Source organism: Cognatiyoonia sp. IB215182, from assembly GCF_033963905.1.
GTDB lineage: Bacteria > Pseudomonadota > Alphaproteobacteria > Rhodobacterales > Rhodobacteraceae > Yoonia.
In genome coordinates, this window is sequence record NZ_JAXBMB010000009.1 from 102,620 (window position 1) to 119,182 (window position 16,563).

A 16,563-nucleotide genomic window follows, 5' to 3' on the forward strand; every position below is an offset into this window, starting at 1 on the left:
GATGTATATTGAACCTTTCGGGATCGAGCTTTGGATGGACGCGTGGGAGACGCGCTGCAGCTACAACCTGGCCGAGACGTGCGTGGAAAGCCTGACAATTGCCGATTTGCTTGCGTTGGCCGGTCAGGAGCCCGGCGATCTTTTGGCGTTGTCGCAGATAAAGATGACCTATGGCGATATTCGCGGCTCTGCGCGGCTTTTACATGCGATTTCAGCGCTTTATGAGCGGCAGGATCCCGCGAATATTATCGTGACCCATGGCACAATCGGTGCCAACATGCTGGTGTACAAGGCGCTGATTGGCGCTGGTGACCGGGTTGTGACGGTTGTGCCGACCTATCAGCAGCATTTCGCAATCCCTGCAAGCCTTGGTGCTGAAGTCGTCAAGCTGCCGCTGCGGCGCGCGGATGATTATCAGCTTGACCTAGACGCCCTGCGCGATGCGGTGACACCGGGCACGAAGATGATAGCCCTGACCAATCCAAACAATCCAACAGGCGCTTTGATGGATCGCAGTGTGCTGGAGGGCATTGCCGCAATCGCCCGCGAGGTGGGCGCCTACATCCTGTGTGATGAGGTCTATCGGGGCACCGATCAGGAGGGTGACGGCACAACTGCGTCAATTGCCGATATCTACGAAAAGGGTATCTCGACTGCCGGCATGTCCAAGGCATTTGCCCTCGCTGGTCTGCGGCTTGGGTGGGTGGCCGGTCCTGAAGACGTTATCTCGGCCGTCGCCCATCATCGCGACTACGACACGATCTCGGTCGGCAAACTGGATGATCACTTTGCGACGCTTGCGTTGGAAAACAAGGGCCGCGTTCTTGCTCGGTCGCGACAGATTACGCAGGAAAACCTGACGTACTTGGCCGATTGGGTGTCTCAAACGCACGGCATTAGCTGGGTGCAGCCGCAATCGGGGACGGTAACCTTGCTTGATTACGATCTGCCGCTGGGATCCGAAGAGCTTTGCACCCGCCTTATGACAGAGACGGGCGTGCTGCTTGCACCCGGCGCGGTGTTTGAGGTGGAGGGCACGGTGCGGATCGGTTTTGCCAACCCAAAGGCTGACTTGCAGGCAGGTCTGGCAGAGGTGTCCGCGTTTCTGGCGCGCGCTTAGGCCGCGTTGGTCAGCGTCTTGTTAGCGTCAAAAAGCGCTACCGTTTCGTCGATGATCGCCGTGCGCATCTGAGGCGCGTCCATCAGCATCTCGTGCCGTCCACCATCAATGACCCGCAATTGGCCGCCCGGCCACTTGCGCATACGATCACGAATGCGGCCCGGGTCCACAATCGCCTCGTCGGTGCCGAGAAAAGTGAGACAGGGAACAGCGGGTGAGGGCAGGGTGCTGAGCTGGAACATCTCGCGCAATGACATGTTCAGCCAGCGCAAGGATGGCCCGCCAAGGCCAAGATCAGGATGTTTCGCTAGCTGTTCTTGCAGCATGTCGAACATCTCAGCGTCGCCGGTCAGCGCGTTTTCCTCAAGCGTCGTGCGCAGGACGTAGGATTCTTCTGATTGGCCAGGTGCCAGAGTCTGGTCAAATCCAAACGGTTTGCTCACCGCTGAAAGCCCCCATGCCACGGGCCGTAGCGCGGGGTTCATCTGTACACCCCACATCGGTGCCGAAAACATCGCTGCGTTCACATCGAGCCCGTTCATCAGCGACCGCAGGCCGATACACCCACCCATGGAATGCCCTATCAGGAAATAGGGCTTCGGAAGGTCAAGTGCAGCGGCATGCGCCAGCGTCGCCTCAACGTCCCGCTGATAATCATCAAAATGCCCCACATGGCCGATGGCACGATTTGCCATCATCCGGTCGGCGATCCCCTGACCGCGCCAGTCAATCGCAAGGCTTGCATAGCCGCGCTCGGCAAAGGCCCTGGCGGCGCGACCATACTTTTCGATAAATTCCGTGCGACCGGGAAAGATCAGGATCGTTCCCTTGGCATCAGGAATGGTCCAATGGCCCACGCGAATGCGCAGGCCATCTGCCGTTTTCAACCAATAGGCCGCACCCCCGTCGGGCCCGCCGGCGATATCGCTATGAAAGGGTGCGGGCTCCATCAACGCTTAGCCCAGAACGCCTGACAGCTTCATCGCCTGGCCCATATCGCCATCGACGGTCAGCTTGCCGGTCATGAATGCGGTTGTCGGGTTCAGCTCGCCGTCAAGGATCGCCTTGAACGTCTCGGTGCTGGCGGTCAGCGTGACGTCAGCTTCGTCATCACCCGCGCGCGCGCCGTCTGCGTCAATAATGATCGCGCCTTCGCCCTCAATGTCGAATTTGGCAGAGCCGTCAAAGCCTGCCCCATCCATTTTTGCGTTCAGGGCAGCTACGGCCTCGGTCACAACGTCACTCATGTTTTTCGTCCTTTGTCAGTGATGTGACTGTGCCGCCTGTTGGTGTTGGCTGCACAGTGCGCTACATTGCCGAATATGGTTACGTTGAGACATCCCATCAAATATATCGTTGCGGCACTTTTTGTGGCAGTGGGGATTTCCCTACCTGCATTTGCCCAGGAAAGCCGCTTGGACGATTTATATCAACAGCTTTTGGATGCTGGTGAGCAAGACTATGCCCGGATCGAGCGCCAGATTGTGACCGAGTGGGAGCGCAGCGGCTCTCCGGCGATGGATCTGCTCTTGCGTCGCGGCAAAGAGGCGTTGGAGGAAGGTCAACCGGATGTTGCGGCCGAGCATTTTACGGCGCTCGTAGACCATGCGCCGGAATTTGCCGAAGGGTATTATGGCCGCGCATCAGCTTATTACCTTCTGGGCAAGACCGGACCCGCCTTGGATGATATCCAGCAAACCCTGCGCCTGAACCCGCGCCATTTCGAGGCGATGCGTGGCCTGGCGACCATTATGCTGGAGTTGGAGCGCGATGAGGATGCACGCACGCTTTATGAATTGATCCTGACAATCAATCCGCATGCGATCGAGGCGCAAGAGGCGCTGAATGTTCTGGAAATGCAGCTTGAGGGGCAGGCGCTCTAAGCGTTTCTGCTCTGATCGGGGACCGCTATGACACCCGCCCGGATTACGGCTGTATTGGGCCCGACCAATACCGGCAAGACGCATTACGCGATTGAGCGTATGTTGTCCTATCGTACCGGTGTGATCGGGCTGCCACTGCGTTTGTTGGCGCGCGAGGTTTATGACAGGATCGTGGCGATACGCGGCCCATCGGTCGTGGCCTTGGTGACGGGCGAGGAGCGCATCGTGCCGCCCCGCGCGGCCTACTGGGTCTGCACTGTTGAGGCGATGCCCGAAGGCATGGGCTGTGATTTTCTGGCCATTGATGAGATACAGCTTTGCGCCGATCCAGAACGTGGCCATGTTTTCACTGACAGGCTGCTCCATGCGCGCGGTATGCATGAGACGTTGTTTCTGGGCGCCGAGACGATGCGCGGCGCCATTGCAGCGATAGTCCCGGAGGCACAGTTCTTGCGTCGTGAGCGGATGTCGCAGCTCACCTATTCAGGTTCGAAAAAGATAAGCCGGATGCCCGCAAGATCAGCCATCGTGGGGTTCTCGGTTGAAAATGTCTATGCGATTGCAGAGCTTTTGCGGCGAACCAAAGGGGGTGCTGCCGTGGTCATGGGCGCGCTCAGCCCGCGGACGCGCAATGCGCAGGTGGCGATGTACCAAAACGGTGATGTGGATTATCTGGTTGCCACCGATGCGATTGGGATGGGATTGAACCTCGATATCTCGCATGTCGCATTCTCATCGCTCAGCAAGTTCGACGGCCGACGCATGCGTCACTTGCAGCCGCAGGAGCTCGCGCAGATCGCGGGCAGGGCAGGGCGGTACAAGGACAACGGCACATTCGGGGTGACCGGAGAGGCCGAACCGCTCGATGAACATGTAGCCGAGGCGATCTGTGCGCATAGGTTTGCCCCGGTCAAGAAATTGCAGTGGCGCAATAGCGATCTGCAATTCGGATCGCTCAAGCGTCTGATTGCCGGGCTTGAACAGCGGACCGAAGATCAATGGCTGACGCGGGTGCGCGAAAGCGACGATCTGCGTGCGCTCAAGACATTGGCCGAAGACGCCGAAGTGATTGCACGCGCGACCGACGGGCCGTCGGTGAAGCTTTTGTGGGATGTCTGCCGCGTCCCCGATTTTCGTGGGATTTCACCGGCAGAACATGCATCGCTTCTGACGCATATCTATACCGATCTGCACCAGTTTGGGCATGTTGATGCCAATTGGTTCGCCTTGCAGGTGAAACGCATTGACCGCGATGATGGCGATATTGATACGCTATCCAAACGGCTCGCCTATATCCGCACGTGGACATATGTGGCGCAACGCAAGGGTTGGCTAGTTGACGAATCTCGTTGGCGCGAGGAAACGCGCGCTGTAGAAGACCGATTATCAGATGCGCTACATGGCGCATTGACGCAAAGATTTGTGGACCGGCGGACCAGCATTCTGCTTCGCCGGCTCAAACAGAAGGAGAGCCTTGTGGCCGAGGTGAATGACAAGGGCGAAGTGACCGTCGAAGGCGAGTTTGTCGGACGGCTGGAGGGGTTCCGGTTTCGCATGGACAAGGCCGGAAGCCCAGATGAGGCGAAGACGCTGCGCCAGGCCTCGGTCGCGGCACTGGTTCCACATTTTCACCTGCTGGCTGATCGGTTTTACAACGCACCGGATCCAGAAATCGATTTCACCGAACAAGGCGGGCTGATGTGGGGTGATCAGGCGGTGGGTAAGCTGACCTCTGGCGCGGACCCATTCAAGCCCGGGGTTGAAGCATTTGTCGATGAGGAAGCCGGGCCCGATGTCGCTGCGAAGGTGCAGCGCCGTCTGCAACACTTCATCGACCGCAAGATTGCCACTGGTTTTGAGGGCCTACTTGCGCTGAAAAATGATGAGACGTTGACGGGGGCAGCCAAGGGCTTTGCCTACCAGCTTGCCGAAGGGTTCGGCATTCTGCCGCGCGGTGAAGTTGCGGACATCGTCAAGGCGCTGGATCAGGATGCGCGTGGATCGCTGCGCAAACATGGCGTGCGGTTTGGCCAGTTTACGATCTTTCAACCCCTGCTGCTGAAGCCTGCGCCCACACGGCTGCGATTGGTGCTTTGGGCACTTGCAAAAGGCTTGCAAGAATTTCCCGAAAGCCCGCCACCAGGCCTTGTGACCGTCCCCGCTGCGAAAGATGCGTTACCGGGCTATTACGCGATGGCAGGTTACCGTGCGGCGGGCGAACGCGCTATCCGGATCGATATGCTTGAACGGCTTGCAGACATGTTGCGCGATAAAGACAGTCGGGCCGGGTTTGAGGCGACTGCAGACATGCTCTCGATCACCGGCATGACACTGGAGCAGTTTGCCGACCTTATGACCGGTCTGGGCTACAAGGCTGAAAAAGGTGAACGCGAGAAGGTCCGCGCGGTCGCGTCTGATGCCGTGACGGCGACGTCTGTCGAAGAGACGGTACCAACTGAGGTACCGACGGAAGTGCCGGTCGAGGTGCCCGCTGTCACAGATGCCGCACCCGACGAAACCACGCTAGAGGCGCCAGATACCGGCCCCGAGATGGAGGTATTTTTTACCTTCACCTGGGGCGGGCGCGGCGCGCGTCAGAACCAGCGCTCGCAAGGCCAGCACAAGCCACGTGGCAAAGGCAAACCAAAGGCACGTGGTAAGCCGCAGGGTGATCGCAACAAGCCGCAAAGCTATCAGGCAAAGCCGAAGAAAGAAAAGACGATTGATCCCGACAATCCGTTTGCTGCTGCATTAGCCGGGTTCAAGAAGGATTGACCGAACCGCGCCCGACAATTCGCTTGGATAAGTGGTTGTGGCACGCGCGGTTTTTCAAATCCCGCAGTCTTGCGGCCGGAGTTGTCAGCGCAGGCAAGGTGCGGGTCGACCGACAGCCTGTGAGCAAACCCGCCCGTACCGTCGGCCCCGGTGATGTGCTGACATTTATCCAAGCGCGCGAAACCCGCGTTGTCCGTATTCTGGCCTGTGGCGAACGGCGCGGTCCTGCGCCCGAGGCGCAAGCGCTTTATGAAGACCTCACACCGGTTCCGCAGGAACGCCCCGCCTCAGTCGAGGGCGCCAACCCGAAATATGAGAAGGGCGGCCGCCCTACCAAAAAGGATCGGCGGGATATGGGGCTGGACTAACTGTCATAAAGCAGGTCGAAAAGCTTGCCGATCCGGTTCTGCTTGGTTTCGGCCGCTTTCGCGCGACTGATCTGGTGGCACCGGCTACGCCGTTTCCCGATGGGCATGGCATCTCAGATATCACGGGCGTCAGGGGCATCCTCAAAGGCGTCGCGCAAGATGCCTGGCAAGTTGATTGCTTCCTGATCGGCCACTTTGAAACGTACGATGACGGGATCGCCCAAATCGCGGCTAATGACTTTGCGCAGCCGCTTTGATACCATCATGTAGTGCCCGCTGTGGATTGGCACGAAGGCGCCCTCATGAGCGAAGCCGTTGATTTCGGCATCAACGCGCAACTTGGGATAGCGACCAAAAGGGAGTTCGGCTGCAAGATCGGGCTTTAGCACAATGGCAGCCGACATCAGGTGCTTTCCGTTCAGTTCCTGGGTCAAATTCGTCTCGAACATGTCGGGTTAGAAATCAATCATGTCGCGTACGTCAGTGTGTCGGATTGGCGGAGTCAGTGTCTGTCCCGCCTTCCCTCAATTGTAGAGCCTAGGCGCGCCCAGACTGTCGTGAATTGCATTGGCCGTTTGCGGCTGCAGGCCCAGACCGGACGCGAGAGCATGCAGATACTGTGCTTCTGCCTGATTGTCGGGTGTGATCGCATTGACCGACATTGTATAGACTTGGGTCTCCAGCCCTTTCGGCGTGTCGGCGGCAAGTCTGGCAGCGTCAACCGGTTCATCCAGGATGGATTGCAGAGTTTCCGTCGTGCCGGGGTCGCCTTCGCGGACAATGTCGATCAGCTTTGTCTTTTCGCCTTGATCAAGGTCTCCATCGGCACGGGCGGCCTGTGTCATGGCCCGCAGCATCAGTTTGGCGACGTCATCTTCATCGGGTTCTTCGGCGGGATTGTCCTGGTTCAAAAGCGCTTCAAGCCCTCCGCCCGCCTCGCCACCGCGCGCGCCAGCCAGACCGCCCAAAAGCGCACCCAGGCCGCCCAATCCGCCTACGGCGGCCATCCCGCCACCACCGGATAATTGCCCCAGCATGCCGCCCAGACCACCACCGGCCGCACCGGGTGCCGACAGCTGGCCCAGCATGTCGCCCAGCCCACCCAAACCAGCCTGTTGGGTTCCGCCGGCACTGCCCGTCAGTCCAGACAGGACATTACCCAAACCACCATTTTTCTGGATTGCATCCATGCCCTTGGCCATGGCAAAGCCCATTGCCATCTTCGTTACGGTGTTCATCAGTGACATCGTTTTCCCCCATTTGGTACAACATGCAGTTGCAAATATGAGGTCAATGATGGGTCGAACTCAGCCTCCAGTCCAGCATTTGGTTCAAAGGCGATCGTCTGGTCGCCAGCGTAAATGCTCCCTCAGGAGGCGGTTTTGAGCGACTTCTTTTGAAAGTCACCTGCCTCTTGCGCGTTCAGGGGCCATTCCTTCAACTGGCTCTCCATCAACCACGGTACATGCTTTTCCGGGACTGCACGCTCGAACAAGAAGCCCTGGCCAAGTGAACAGCTTAGGTCTTGCAGGTAGGAAAGATCATCTTTGGTTTCGATCCCTTCCGCAGTCACATCAAGATCCAGCCCCTTGGCCAGCGCCATAATGCCAGCGACGATCTTCTGGTTTTGCGGTTCTGCTGCAATATTGGTCACAAAACTGCGGTCAATCTTGATTCGGTCGAAGGGCAATTGGCGCAAGCTTGCGAGGCTCGAATAGCCGGTACCGAAATCATCAAGCGCCACGGCAACCCCAAGTTCCTTGAGCGCATCTAGTTTGGCGCGGGCGATCCCGAAGTCATGGATGATAGAGCTCTCAGTCACTTCGATGGTCAAACGCTTCGCATCGAATCCGCAATCGTCAAGGACCTGTTTGATTTGTTCAACAAGAAGAGCATCATGAAATTGCAGCGGAGAGACGTTGAATGCGATTGTCAGTTTCGGGTCCCATGACGCTGCGGCCTCGCAGGCTTGACGTAGAATGCTGAGCCCGAGATTGCCTATCTGGCCGCTATCTTCAGCAATCTCGATGAAGACACTTGGCGCGATGGCGCCTCTCGTGGGATGGGTCCAGCGCGCCAGAACTTCAAAGCCAATCAGGCCTTGGGTCTCAATGTTCACAACCGGTTGAAACCACGCCTCAATTGCGCGGTCCGCGATGGCCTTTGTCAGGTCTACCTCCAGCTGGGCACGTTCGTGCGACTTCTGGTCAAGCTCAGCGTCATACCAGGCAAAACGGGCGCGACCGCCATCCTTGGCTGCATAGAGCGACTTGTCAGCCCTGCGCAGGGCTTCGGTCGTGCTGATTTCTTCACTCCATTGCATCAAACCGATGCTGCAGCTTACATGCAGTGGTGTTCCGTGAAACCGCACAGGCTTTTCCACCTCATGTATCAGACGCCTTGCGCATCTTTCGACCTGCTGTACATCCGTGCCGACGTCAAAGATGATCGCAAACTCGTCCCCTCCAAGGCGACCAACCTGGGCGAACTCACCCACTTCCGCTTTGAGCCGTTGCGCCACCTTGCGGATGGCGGCGTCACCTGCCGCATGTCCGTGTATGTCATTGACCGGCTTGAACCTGTCGAGGTCGAGCATCGCAATGTAGCGCGGCGCGTTGGCGCGCACCGTGTCGGCAGTCTGCTCAAGCACGGTTCCAAAGGCCCGGCGGTTCATCAGCCCGGTCAACGGGTCGTGTCGTGCATTCTTTTCCGCGCGATCACGTTCAAAATCACGTTGACGGACGAGTTTTCGCAATCGTGTGCTTTGGAAAATCGATGAAAGCAATAGCGCAATCGTCAGGTTCACAACGAGCAGTGCAAATTCGTCCAGATCCCAGTCCTCATGGGCGCGGCTGTAGTCATAGAACCGCTCAAAGAGCTCCATCTCGGCCATGATTGGCCAAGCAATGATGGCAGAAACAAAAAAGCCGATGTGAATGACCCATGTGGCGGAGACGCGTCTGCGCAGCTTTGTCCAGGAATTTGTCATGATGCGGCCCATTCTCTTCGTCCGGGCATCACATTGCGTCCAAAGACCTTAGAAATTGTGAATGTGGTCTGGTGTTCCAAAGGGCCGGGAAAAACGTGATCTGGGCAACGTTGCCGCAGTTGCGTCAAGGTGATCCATTCGACCTTGAACGTTTCTGATGTCTGTCATAGCTAACGGTCGTTAAACAGCCGGATCACTTCATGACCTACATCGTCAACGACAACTGCATCGCCTGCAAATACACCGACTGCGTCGAGGTTTGCCCCGTCGATTGTTTCTATGAGGGCGAGAACATGTTGGTCATTCATCCCGATGAATGCATTGATTGTGGTGTGTGTGAACCGGAATGCCCCGCTGACGCCATTCGCCCGGATACCGAGCCGGACATGGAAAAGTGGGTCGAGTTCAACCGCAAGTATTCCGAAATGTGGCCGGTCATCATCACCAAGAAGGACCCGCTGCCCACCGCTGAAGAGATGGACGGGAAAGAGGGTAAGATGGAGCTCTTCTCGGAAGCGCCTGGCGAGGGTGGTTGATTCGTCGCCAACCAGCGCGGTAAACCCAATGTTTTCAGATGCTTGCTGCGGTGCAGAGGCTGACTTTCGAACGTGGCGTTTTTATGATATACTGTGCGCAATGACGCGAACGAGTTGACCTTGTCCATTACAGCTTCGGCCCGACGGTGACATTTGTTGCCGCCGGTTTTTTGTCGCTTGGTGAGGGGGTCGCGATGAAAGGACGATCATGAGTAAGAAGAAAAACGAATTCAGCCCAGAGCAGTTTGTCGTCTACCCCGCACATGGGGTAGGCAAGATTGTTTCGGTCGAAACACAAGAGGTTGCAGGCTTTGAACTAGAGCTGTTTGTCATCGCGTTCGAGAAGGACAAGATGACGCTCCGCGTGCCAACGCACAAAGCTGTGGAAGTGGGTATGCGCGCGCTGGCGACCCCTGATGTGGTCAGCCATGCGATGAAAACACTGCGCGGCAAGGCCAAGGTGAAAAAGGCCATGTGGTCGCGCAGGGCACAGGAATATGAGCAAAAGATCAATTCAGGCGATCTGATTGCGATTGCCGAAGTGGTCCGCGACCTGCACCGCCAGGACGACCAGCGCGAGCAGAGCTATTCTGAGCGCCAGCTTTATGAAGCGGCTTTGGAGCGTTTGACGCGTGAGATTGCGGCTGTTGCCGGCAACGACGAAACCGCTGCTGCCGCCGAGATTGACAGCGTGTTGGTGAGCCGGGCGGCTTAAGCCCCGACGCATCAATACAAATTGGCCGCGTCGATCTAGACGCGGCCTTTTTGTTTGCGCTGACTGATCTTTCAGTTTGCGCTACAGCGCGCGCCAACCGATGTCAGAACGGTAGAAGCCTTCGTCCCAATCAATGCCCTGCGCCATTGCGTAGGCCTTTTCATGGGCCTCTGCCAAAGTCGCGCCACGCGCCGTGACGTTCAGGACACGCCCACCCGTTGCGGTGATTTGACCGTCCTTTTCAGTGGTGCCCGCGTGAAAGACCATGTGAAAACTGTCTTCGGGCTGACTATCCAATCCGTTGATCACGCTGCCTTTTTCGTAAGAACCCGGATAGCCTTTCGTCGCCATCACGATGGTCAGCGCATGGTCATCGGCCCAATTGACCTGGATCTCATCCAGACGCTCTTCGGCGCAAGCCTGCATGAGGTCGAGGATCTGTCCGCCCAAGCGCATCATCAGGCATTGGCATTCGGGATCACCAAAGCGGACATTGTATTCCACCAGACGCGGCTGGCCCTCTTTGATCATCAAACCGCAGAACAAGACGCCCTGAAAAGGTATTCCGCGCTTGGACATCTCGTCCATGGTGGGGGCCACGATCTCATCCAGGGCCTTTTGCGTGACCGCGTCACTCATGACGGGGGCGGGGGAGTAGGCGCCCATGCCGCCAGTATTTGGGCCGGTATCACCGTCAAAGGCGCGTTTGTGGTCCTGTGCAGTCCCGATGGGCAACAATGTCTTGCCATCACAGAGCACGAAGAAAGAGGCCTCTTCACCATCCATGTATTCTTCGATGACCACGGTCGTCCCGGCCATGTCGTTGCTCGCATCGAACATGTGATCGATGGCCGCCAGAGCCTCGGCCTCGGTCATCGCGACGGTGACGCCCTTGCCGGCGGCCAAACCATCGGCCTTCACGACAATTGGCGCGCCTTGCTCACGGATATGTGCGCGTGCTGCATCGGCATCTGTGAAACGGGCATAGGCGGCGGTGGGCGCGCCCGCCGCATCGCAGATCGCTTTGGTAAAGGATTTCGACGCTTCGAGTTCGGCGGCAGCCTGGCTTGGGCCAAGCACCAGAAGCCCGGCAGCACGCAATCGGTCGGCGACACCGGAAGCCAGAGGCGCCTCCGGCCCCACGATCACGAAATCAATTGCGTTTTCCTCAGCAAAAACAGCGACGGCTCCACCATCGAGAATGTTGATGTCGGCGCAGTCAGCAATGGCTGCTATCCCCGCGTTCCCGGGCGCCACGATCAACCTGTCACATTTGGGGTTTTGCTTCACAGCCCATGCCAGGCTGTGTTCCCGCCCGCCACCGCCCAAGATGAGAATATTCATGCCGCCTCCGCCAATTGATTGCACGCGTTCTAGGCTTGCGGTTCTAGGACCACAAGCGCGTGTTTTTTGCCATGGGGTGCTTGGTGATTTGAAGAGTTCCGCATAAACTGGCGCGCGGGGGCGTGATAACGCGAGATCACGGCATGAAACGTACGAAGACGGATCGGCGGCTTTGGCACCGGCTGGAAGGGTATAGTTTTCACGAGCGGCCATTGACCCGCTCGTTGGTTGACCGGCTCGGAGAGGAAACCGGGCACTCGGTGGATGTGTGCTATACGCTGGTCGAGGAATATCGTCGCTACATGTATCTTGTGGGCAGCACGGGCGAGACGCTGGCACCTTCGCCCATCGTCGATTTGGTCTGGCAACTTCATATTCAGGATGAGCGCGCCTATTTCGAAGATTTCTGCCCACGTATCATCGGCCGGACGATCCATCATACACCGGTACCCGATCCTGTTGAGGAAGACCCCGCCTATGAACGTACACTGGAGTATTATGCGCAGGAATTTGGCCGACCGAACGTGCAATTCTGGCCCGATCCTGACGTCTCGGCGGTGACAGTCTCAAAATTCATGATGTGGAGTGTTGGGATGGCGGCTTTCGCGCTCGCGTTCCTGATGGGCTCTGTCCTTTTTGCGGCTTTTGGGGCATTTGTGGTGGGCGGCGGGCTGTTTCTGCGTTGGAAATTCTCGTCCCTGCCGCTGCAAAACCTGAAAGTCGAGGCAGAGTGATTGAACGACCTTTTTGAGGATGAACCGGCAGACAATACGCCGGAATTCACGGTCGCCGAAATCTCTGGAGCGGTCAAGAAGGCGATTGAGGGCGGTTTTTCCCATGTGCGCGTGCGCGGTGAAGTGGGCCGTGTATCACGGCCCGCATCGGGGCATCTTTATCTTGATCTGAAAGATGACCGCGCGGTCCTGGCCGGTGTCATCTGGAAAGGCCGTGCGCAAAGCCTCGCCCACCGCCCGGAAGAGGGTATGGAAGTGGTCGCCACTGGCAAGCTGACCACATTTCCGGGGCAATCAAAGTATCAGATGGTGATCGAGGATATCGCCCCTGCAGGCGCGGGCGCCTTGATGGCGATGCTGGAAAAGCGCAAGGCGCAATTGGCGGCTGAGGGCCTGTTCGCGCCGGAACGCAAAAAACCGCTGCCTTACTTGCCAGAGATCATCGGGGTTGTGACCTCTCCTTCGGGGGCAGTGATCCGTGACATTCTGCACCGGCTGCGGGACCGGTTCCCGCGCAAGGTGCTTGTTTGGCCTGTCGCCGTTCAGGGGCAGAAATGCGCGCCTGAAGTTGCCGCTGCTATTGAGGGCTTCAATCGCCTCACGCCCGGAGGCGCCTTGCCGCGACCTGATCTCTTGATTGTGGCACGCGGCGGTGGCTCATTGGAGGATCTGTGGGGCTTCAACGAAGAGATCGTGGCTCGGGCAGCGGCTGCCTCTGACATCCCGCTGATCTCGGCTGTCGGGCATGAGACGGATACAACGCTGATCGATTACGTTGCCGATCAACGTGCCCCAACGCCGACCGCGGCTGCTGAACTGGCCGTGCCAGTACGGATGGAGCTTTTGGCGTGGGTCGATGGGCAGGGGGCACGGTTGAGCCGAGCCTTGTCTTCCGGCATTTCCCAGCGTGGGCAGCGCCTGCGCGATCTGGGCCGTGCGCTGCCGCAGGCCGAGACGCTTGTCGACGTGCCGCGCCAAAGGCTTGATTACTTGGGCGAGCGGCTGCCCAACGCGTTGCGCGCAGCCGCGGCGCAAAAGCGGCTGCAGCTGTCGGAAGCCGCTTTGCGTCCGAATATGCTTACCCGAAAACTGGCAGAGGATCGTCGCCGTCTGGACGGGTTGGCGGGGCGCTTGACACCAGCACTACAGCGCCGATCGCGAGATGCAGCGAGAGATTTGGAAAGTGCGGCGCGCGGTCTGCGCAGCACAATTCTGCGCGCGCCCATGGAGCGGAAAAGGCAGACCTTCACCGAGGCCTCCCGCCGTCTGGCAGATCAGGCCGTTCGTGACCAGCAAGAGCGCGTGGCCCGCCTCGCAGCGCTTGATCGTCTGCGTGAGACATTGGGATATGTCGCAACGCTCAAACGCGGATACGCCGTGGTACGCGGCGACGAGGCGGTTGTGACCAATGTTGCGGACGCAAAGGTGGCGCGGGACCTTGAGATCGAATTTGCCGATGGTCGCCTTGGGGTGAATGCCGATCCGCAAGGCCGCCTATTCTGATCCGTCGCGCACGGCCCAAAGTAGATGAAGCATGTCAAAATCTGGAATGCGACCATCATCCAGTTGCCAGGCCGCTGAAAGTGCCACATGCATGGCGGCCCAATCAAGCAGCCGCTCAGGCGCTACATCAAAGGCTTGACCCCACATGGCGGAACGTCGAAGGACACGAGCCGGGTTACGGACAGTTTCTGGCGCGCCAACCGGGTTGAGAAAACCGGTCGCAAGCTCGTAGGCTCTATCCCCCACAATGCCCTTGGGGTCAAATGCCAGATCGCCGCGTGGGCTGCAGATGATGTTGTCGTGATGCAAATCGCCATGAAGGGGGCGAACGTCGGTTTGTTCGGTGATCAACGCATCGGCCAACTTACGTGCGCGCTGCATAATGTGACGGGCATGTTCGGGCAGCGCGGATGGAAGCTCATTTCTGCGCAAGGCGCGGCACCATCGGTCCAGATCAGGCATGTCTTGTTTTGCCTGCGCAGGCGTCTCATGCAGTCGAACCGCCGCAGCGACAAGGCGCGCATCCGCCTGTTCCAGTTGCCCATTTCGCGCCAGATCACCCAAGGTTGGCCCGTCTAGCCATTCCAGCAAAGCGGCCCCGTTCCTGACCCCAAAAAGCTGTGCGGCACCCTGGCCGTGCCAGACATCAAGCAGGTCAAAACCGGCTCGTTCATCGGGAATGGTCGGGTCGTGGTAGATTTTCAGTGCAGCTCGTTCCTGGTTTTTGCGCGTGACTTTCCAGATCGTGGCCAGCGTGGTCTGCGTAATGAAGACCGGCTGATCGACGCTAAATGCTTCCAGAACTGACGCTGCAGGTTCAGGAGAAAAGGTCATCACAGATCAGTGGATCAGTCCGGTCGGGCACTTCAAAGATCACGGTATAGGGTTCGCGCGTTGTGTAAACGCCGCGCAGCCCATCTGGATCAAGAAAGATGGTCCAGCATTTGTGTTCGGGATCATGGTCATAGCGAAAGCAGATGTCGCCCTTGCTTTCGAACCACACACCATATTGGCAGGTCCCGTCAAAGGCGGACCACATCACACGCCGACCCGGAAGATATTGCTCAACGCCGTAGGTCGGATTGAGATCGGTGCGAAATGTTATCGTGCGGCCGGTGACATAAGCATCAAATTCGGCGGCATTCATCGGTTCTTGCGCCATGGCGGGCAGGCAAAGCACTGCGATTACGGCCACAAGCCAAGCTCTCATGAGGTGAACCTGTCACAGGCAAATAGATCATTGGGGTCTATGACGCTGACGCGGTAGGGTTGACCGATCCCTTGCTCAAAGATGCCCATCAGATCGTCACCATTGGGAAAGAAGTGCCAGCATTTCTCGTCTGGGTCATCATCGTAGAGAAAGCAGATTTGATCCTCGATCGGATACCAGGACCCGGTGCTGCAGCGCCCGTCAATCGTTGTCCAAATCACACGGCGGTTCGGCAGGTATCGTTCGGTGCCGTAGGGTGCTGCGCGACCCACGCTGTAGCCCAATGTGCGGCCTTCGGCGTAGTCCTCGAACTCGTTTGCGTTCATGGCGTCTTGCGCCTGTGCGGTGCTCGCGATGAGACATAGGGCCAGCACGCTACGCATGGCGCCACCGGTCGACAAGCGGATCCATCATCCGTCTCCATAGTGGCGGGATGAGCGCGATGCTTGCCATCAGAGGCAATGGCTTGGGCAGCATCGGTGCGTCGTCGGGCAGGCTGAGGGCCGGATAAGCCCGAGACGGATGCGCGTGGTGATCTGAATGCCTTGTCGCATTCAGCATCAGTGCAGACGACAGAAAATGCGGGCTGTTCCAGCTGTGTTCATTACCGACAGTCACTGGTTTGCCGCCGGGCCTTGCAGGTCTCTCAAGCCCATAATGCTGCACGTAATCTGACATCAAAAGCTGTATCTGGGCGTAGGCGGCAAGGGTGACATAGGCGATGCCCGCTTCGAGGCCGCCCAGGAGTAGCGCCAGCACGATGAAAGCGACCGCCCCACCCACATAAACCACATATGGGTTGCGCCATGCGGGTCGATTGATCTTGGCAAGGCGCGCCGCTTCGGCCCTGTAGCCTGCGCGGAAAGAACCGATCCATGCGCGTGGAATGTAACGGTAAAGGCTCTCGCCCTTACGCGATGTGTTGGGATCGGCTCGCGTGGCCACATGCTGGTGGTGAACAAGCACATGGGCCGAGGTGTGGTGACCGAACAAAAGCGAGATGTACACCCACATGCCCAAGCGATGCAATCCACGCCCGCTGCGATGGATCAGTTCATGCGCATTCGCATTGCCGACCTGTCCGAAATAGAGGCCAGCAGCAAAGAAGAGCCCCACCTTTTCCAGCGTCGTCAACCAGCCCCCCGCCAATGCCGCCACGCAAAGCGGCAAGAGGATGAGGTGAATGATAGCAAGCGCGAAATTGAGCGATGTGCCACGCGAAGATTCGTCCTGTATTCCGCCAGTAGGAATAACTCGGTCGAGCAAAGTGACCAGGATTGTCAGAGAGATGATCGCCAGCACAATCCATGCGCTGCCAGCGAAAGCGCCGATACCGATCAACGCGGCAGGTGTGATTGTTGTTACCGCAAAAAGAGGCATGCCCGA

General features: G+C 58.2%; 19 protein-coding genes. 8 read left to right on the forward strand and 11 right to left on the reverse strand.

Annotated elements, in window-relative coordinates; all coding sequences use genetic code 11:
• Window position 1: 1 nt before the first annotated feature.
• Window positions 2–1,120 (forward strand): aminotransferase class I/II-fold pyridoxal phosphate-dependent enzyme, encoded by a 1,119-nt coding sequence (locus tag SLH47_RS18885; protein WP_320241675.1) that lies wholly within the window; start codon window positions 2–4, stop codon window positions 1,118–1,120.
• Here SLH47_RS18885 and SLH47_RS18890 read toward each other — a convergent pair.
• Window positions 1,117–2,070: an alpha/beta hydrolase gene (locus SLH47_RS18890; RefSeq protein WP_320241676.1), complete on the reverse strand. Its 954-nt coding sequence runs from the start codon at window positions 2,068–2,070 to the stop codon at window positions 1,117–1,119. The genes SLH47_RS18885 and SLH47_RS18890 overlap by 4 nt on opposite strands.
• 6 nt (window positions 2,071–2,076) lie before the next feature.
• Window positions 2,077–2,367: an SCP2 sterol-binding domain-containing protein gene (locus tag SLH47_RS18895; RefSeq protein WP_320241677.1), complete on the reverse strand. Its 291-nt coding sequence runs from the start codon at window positions 2,365–2,367 to the stop codon at window positions 2,077–2,079.
• A 75-nt stretch (window positions 2,368–2,442) separates the two neighbouring features.
• Between SLH47_RS18895 and SLH47_RS18900 the strand changes: the two genes are divergently transcribed.
• Genes SLH47_RS18900 through SLH47_RS18910 form a run of 3 tightly spaced genes read left to right on the forward strand, consistent with a single transcriptional unit; the run spans window position 2,443 to window position 6,146 of the window.
• Window positions 2,443–3,003: a tetratricopeptide repeat protein gene (locus tag SLH47_RS18900; RefSeq protein WP_320241679.1), complete on the forward strand. Its 561-nt coding sequence runs from the start codon at window positions 2,443–2,445 to the stop codon at window positions 3,001–3,003.
• A 27-nt stretch (window positions 3,004–3,030) separates the two neighbouring features.
• A complete protein-coding gene (locus tag SLH47_RS18905; RefSeq protein WP_320241681.1) occupies window positions 3,031–5,778 on the forward strand; it encodes a helicase-related protein in 2,748 nt (915 codons plus the stop codon).
• Window positions 5,775–6,146: an RNA-binding S4 domain-containing protein gene (locus SLH47_RS18910; protein WP_320241683.1), complete on the forward strand. Its 372-nt coding sequence runs from the start codon at window positions 5,775–5,777 to the stop codon at window positions 6,144–6,146. Before SLH47_RS18905 ends, SLH47_RS18910 begins: the two co-directional genes overlap by 4 nt.
• Here SLH47_RS18910 and SLH47_RS18915 read toward each other — a convergent pair.
• From SLH47_RS18915 to SLH47_RS18930, 4 genes are all read right to left on the reverse strand, one after another.
• Window positions 6,143–6,253 (reverse strand): YdeI/OmpD-associated family protein, encoded by a 111-nt coding sequence (locus tag SLH47_RS18915; protein WP_320241686.1) that lies wholly within the window; start codon window positions 6,251–6,253, stop codon window positions 6,143–6,145. The two genes, SLH47_RS18910 and SLH47_RS18915, sit on opposite strands and share 4 nt — an antisense overlap.
• 6 nt (window positions 6,254–6,259) lie before the next feature.
• Window positions 6,260–6,595, reverse strand: coding sequence for a DUF1905 domain-containing protein (locus SLH47_RS18920; RefSeq protein WP_320241688.1), 336 nt, complete (start codon window positions 6,593–6,595; stop codon window positions 6,260–6,262).
• 75 nt (window positions 6,596–6,670) lie between these two features.
• A complete protein-coding gene (locus SLH47_RS18925) occupies window positions 6,671–7,393 on the reverse strand; it encodes a DUF533 domain-containing protein (RefSeq protein ID WP_320241689.1) in 723 nt (240 codons plus the stop codon).
• A 122-nt stretch (window positions 7,394–7,515) separates the two neighbouring features.
• Entirely contained in the window at window positions 7,516–9,135 is a 1,620-nt protein-coding gene (locus SLH47_RS18930) for a putative bifunctional diguanylate cyclase/phosphodiesterase (protein ID WP_320241691.1), read from the reverse strand.
• 200 nt (window positions 9,136–9,335) lie between these two features.
• On the opposite strand from SLH47_RS18930, the gene fdxA reads away from it, so the two are divergent.
• The gene (fdxA, locus tag SLH47_RS18935) at window positions 9,336–9,671 is read left to right on the forward strand and encodes a ferredoxin FdxA (protein WP_320241693.1); all 336 of its coding nucleotides are present in this window, start codon (window positions 9,336–9,338) and stop codon (window positions 9,669–9,671) included.
• Between the two features lie 208 nt (window positions 9,672–9,879).
• Window positions 9,880–10,386, forward strand: coding sequence for a CarD family transcriptional regulator (locus SLH47_RS18940; RefSeq protein WP_320241694.1), 507 nt, complete (start codon window positions 9,880–9,882; stop codon window positions 10,384–10,386).
• 81 nt (window positions 10,387–10,467) lie between these two features.
• Here the strand turns inward: SLH47_RS18940 and purD are convergent, their stop codons facing one another.
• Window positions 10,468–11,730 (reverse strand): phosphoribosylamine--glycine ligase, encoded by a 1,263-nt coding sequence (purD, locus tag SLH47_RS18945; RefSeq protein ID WP_320241695.1) that lies wholly within the window; start codon window positions 11,728–11,730, stop codon window positions 10,468–10,470.
• A gap of 143 nt (window positions 11,731–11,873) precedes the next feature.
• Between purD and SLH47_RS18950 the strand changes: the two genes are divergently transcribed.
• Window positions 11,874–12,464, forward strand: a complete 591-nt coding sequence (locus tag SLH47_RS18950; protein ID WP_320241696.1) for a hypothetical protein — start codon at window positions 11,874–11,876, stop codon at window positions 12,462–12,464.
• Window positions 12,465–13,967 (forward strand): exodeoxyribonuclease VII large subunit, encoded by a 1,503-nt coding sequence (gene xseA / locus SLH47_RS18955; RefSeq protein ID WP_320241698.1) that lies wholly within the window; start codon window positions 12,465–12,467, stop codon window positions 13,965–13,967.
• On the opposite strand, the gene SLH47_RS18960 is transcribed toward xseA, so the two are convergent.
• From SLH47_RS18960 to SLH47_RS18975, 4 genes are read right to left on the reverse strand one after another with little or no spacing between them, the layout of a single operon-like run.
• A complete protein-coding gene (locus SLH47_RS18960; RefSeq protein ID WP_320241700.1) occupies window positions 13,959–14,801 on the reverse strand; it encodes an aminoglycoside phosphotransferase family protein in 843 nt (280 codons plus the stop codon). The genes xseA and SLH47_RS18960 overlap by 9 nt on opposite strands.
• A complete protein-coding gene (locus SLH47_RS18965; protein ID WP_320241702.1) occupies window positions 14,785–15,177 on the reverse strand; it encodes a hypothetical protein in 393 nt (130 codons plus the stop codon). Before SLH47_RS18965 ends, SLH47_RS18960 begins: the two co-directional genes overlap by 17 nt.
• The gene (locus tag SLH47_RS18970) at window positions 15,174–15,560 is read right to left on the reverse strand and encodes a hypothetical protein (RefSeq protein ID WP_320241704.1); all 387 of its coding nucleotides are present in this window, start codon (window positions 15,558–15,560) and stop codon (window positions 15,174–15,176) included. Before SLH47_RS18970 ends, SLH47_RS18965 begins: the two co-directional genes overlap by 4 nt.
• On the reverse strand, window positions 15,553–16,557 hold the full coding sequence (locus SLH47_RS18975) for an alkane 1-monooxygenase (protein WP_320241706.1): 1,005 nt from the start codon (window positions 16,555–16,557) through the stop codon (window positions 15,553–15,555). Before SLH47_RS18975 ends, SLH47_RS18970 begins: the two co-directional genes overlap by 8 nt.
• Window positions 16,558–16,563 lie beyond the last annotated feature (6 nt).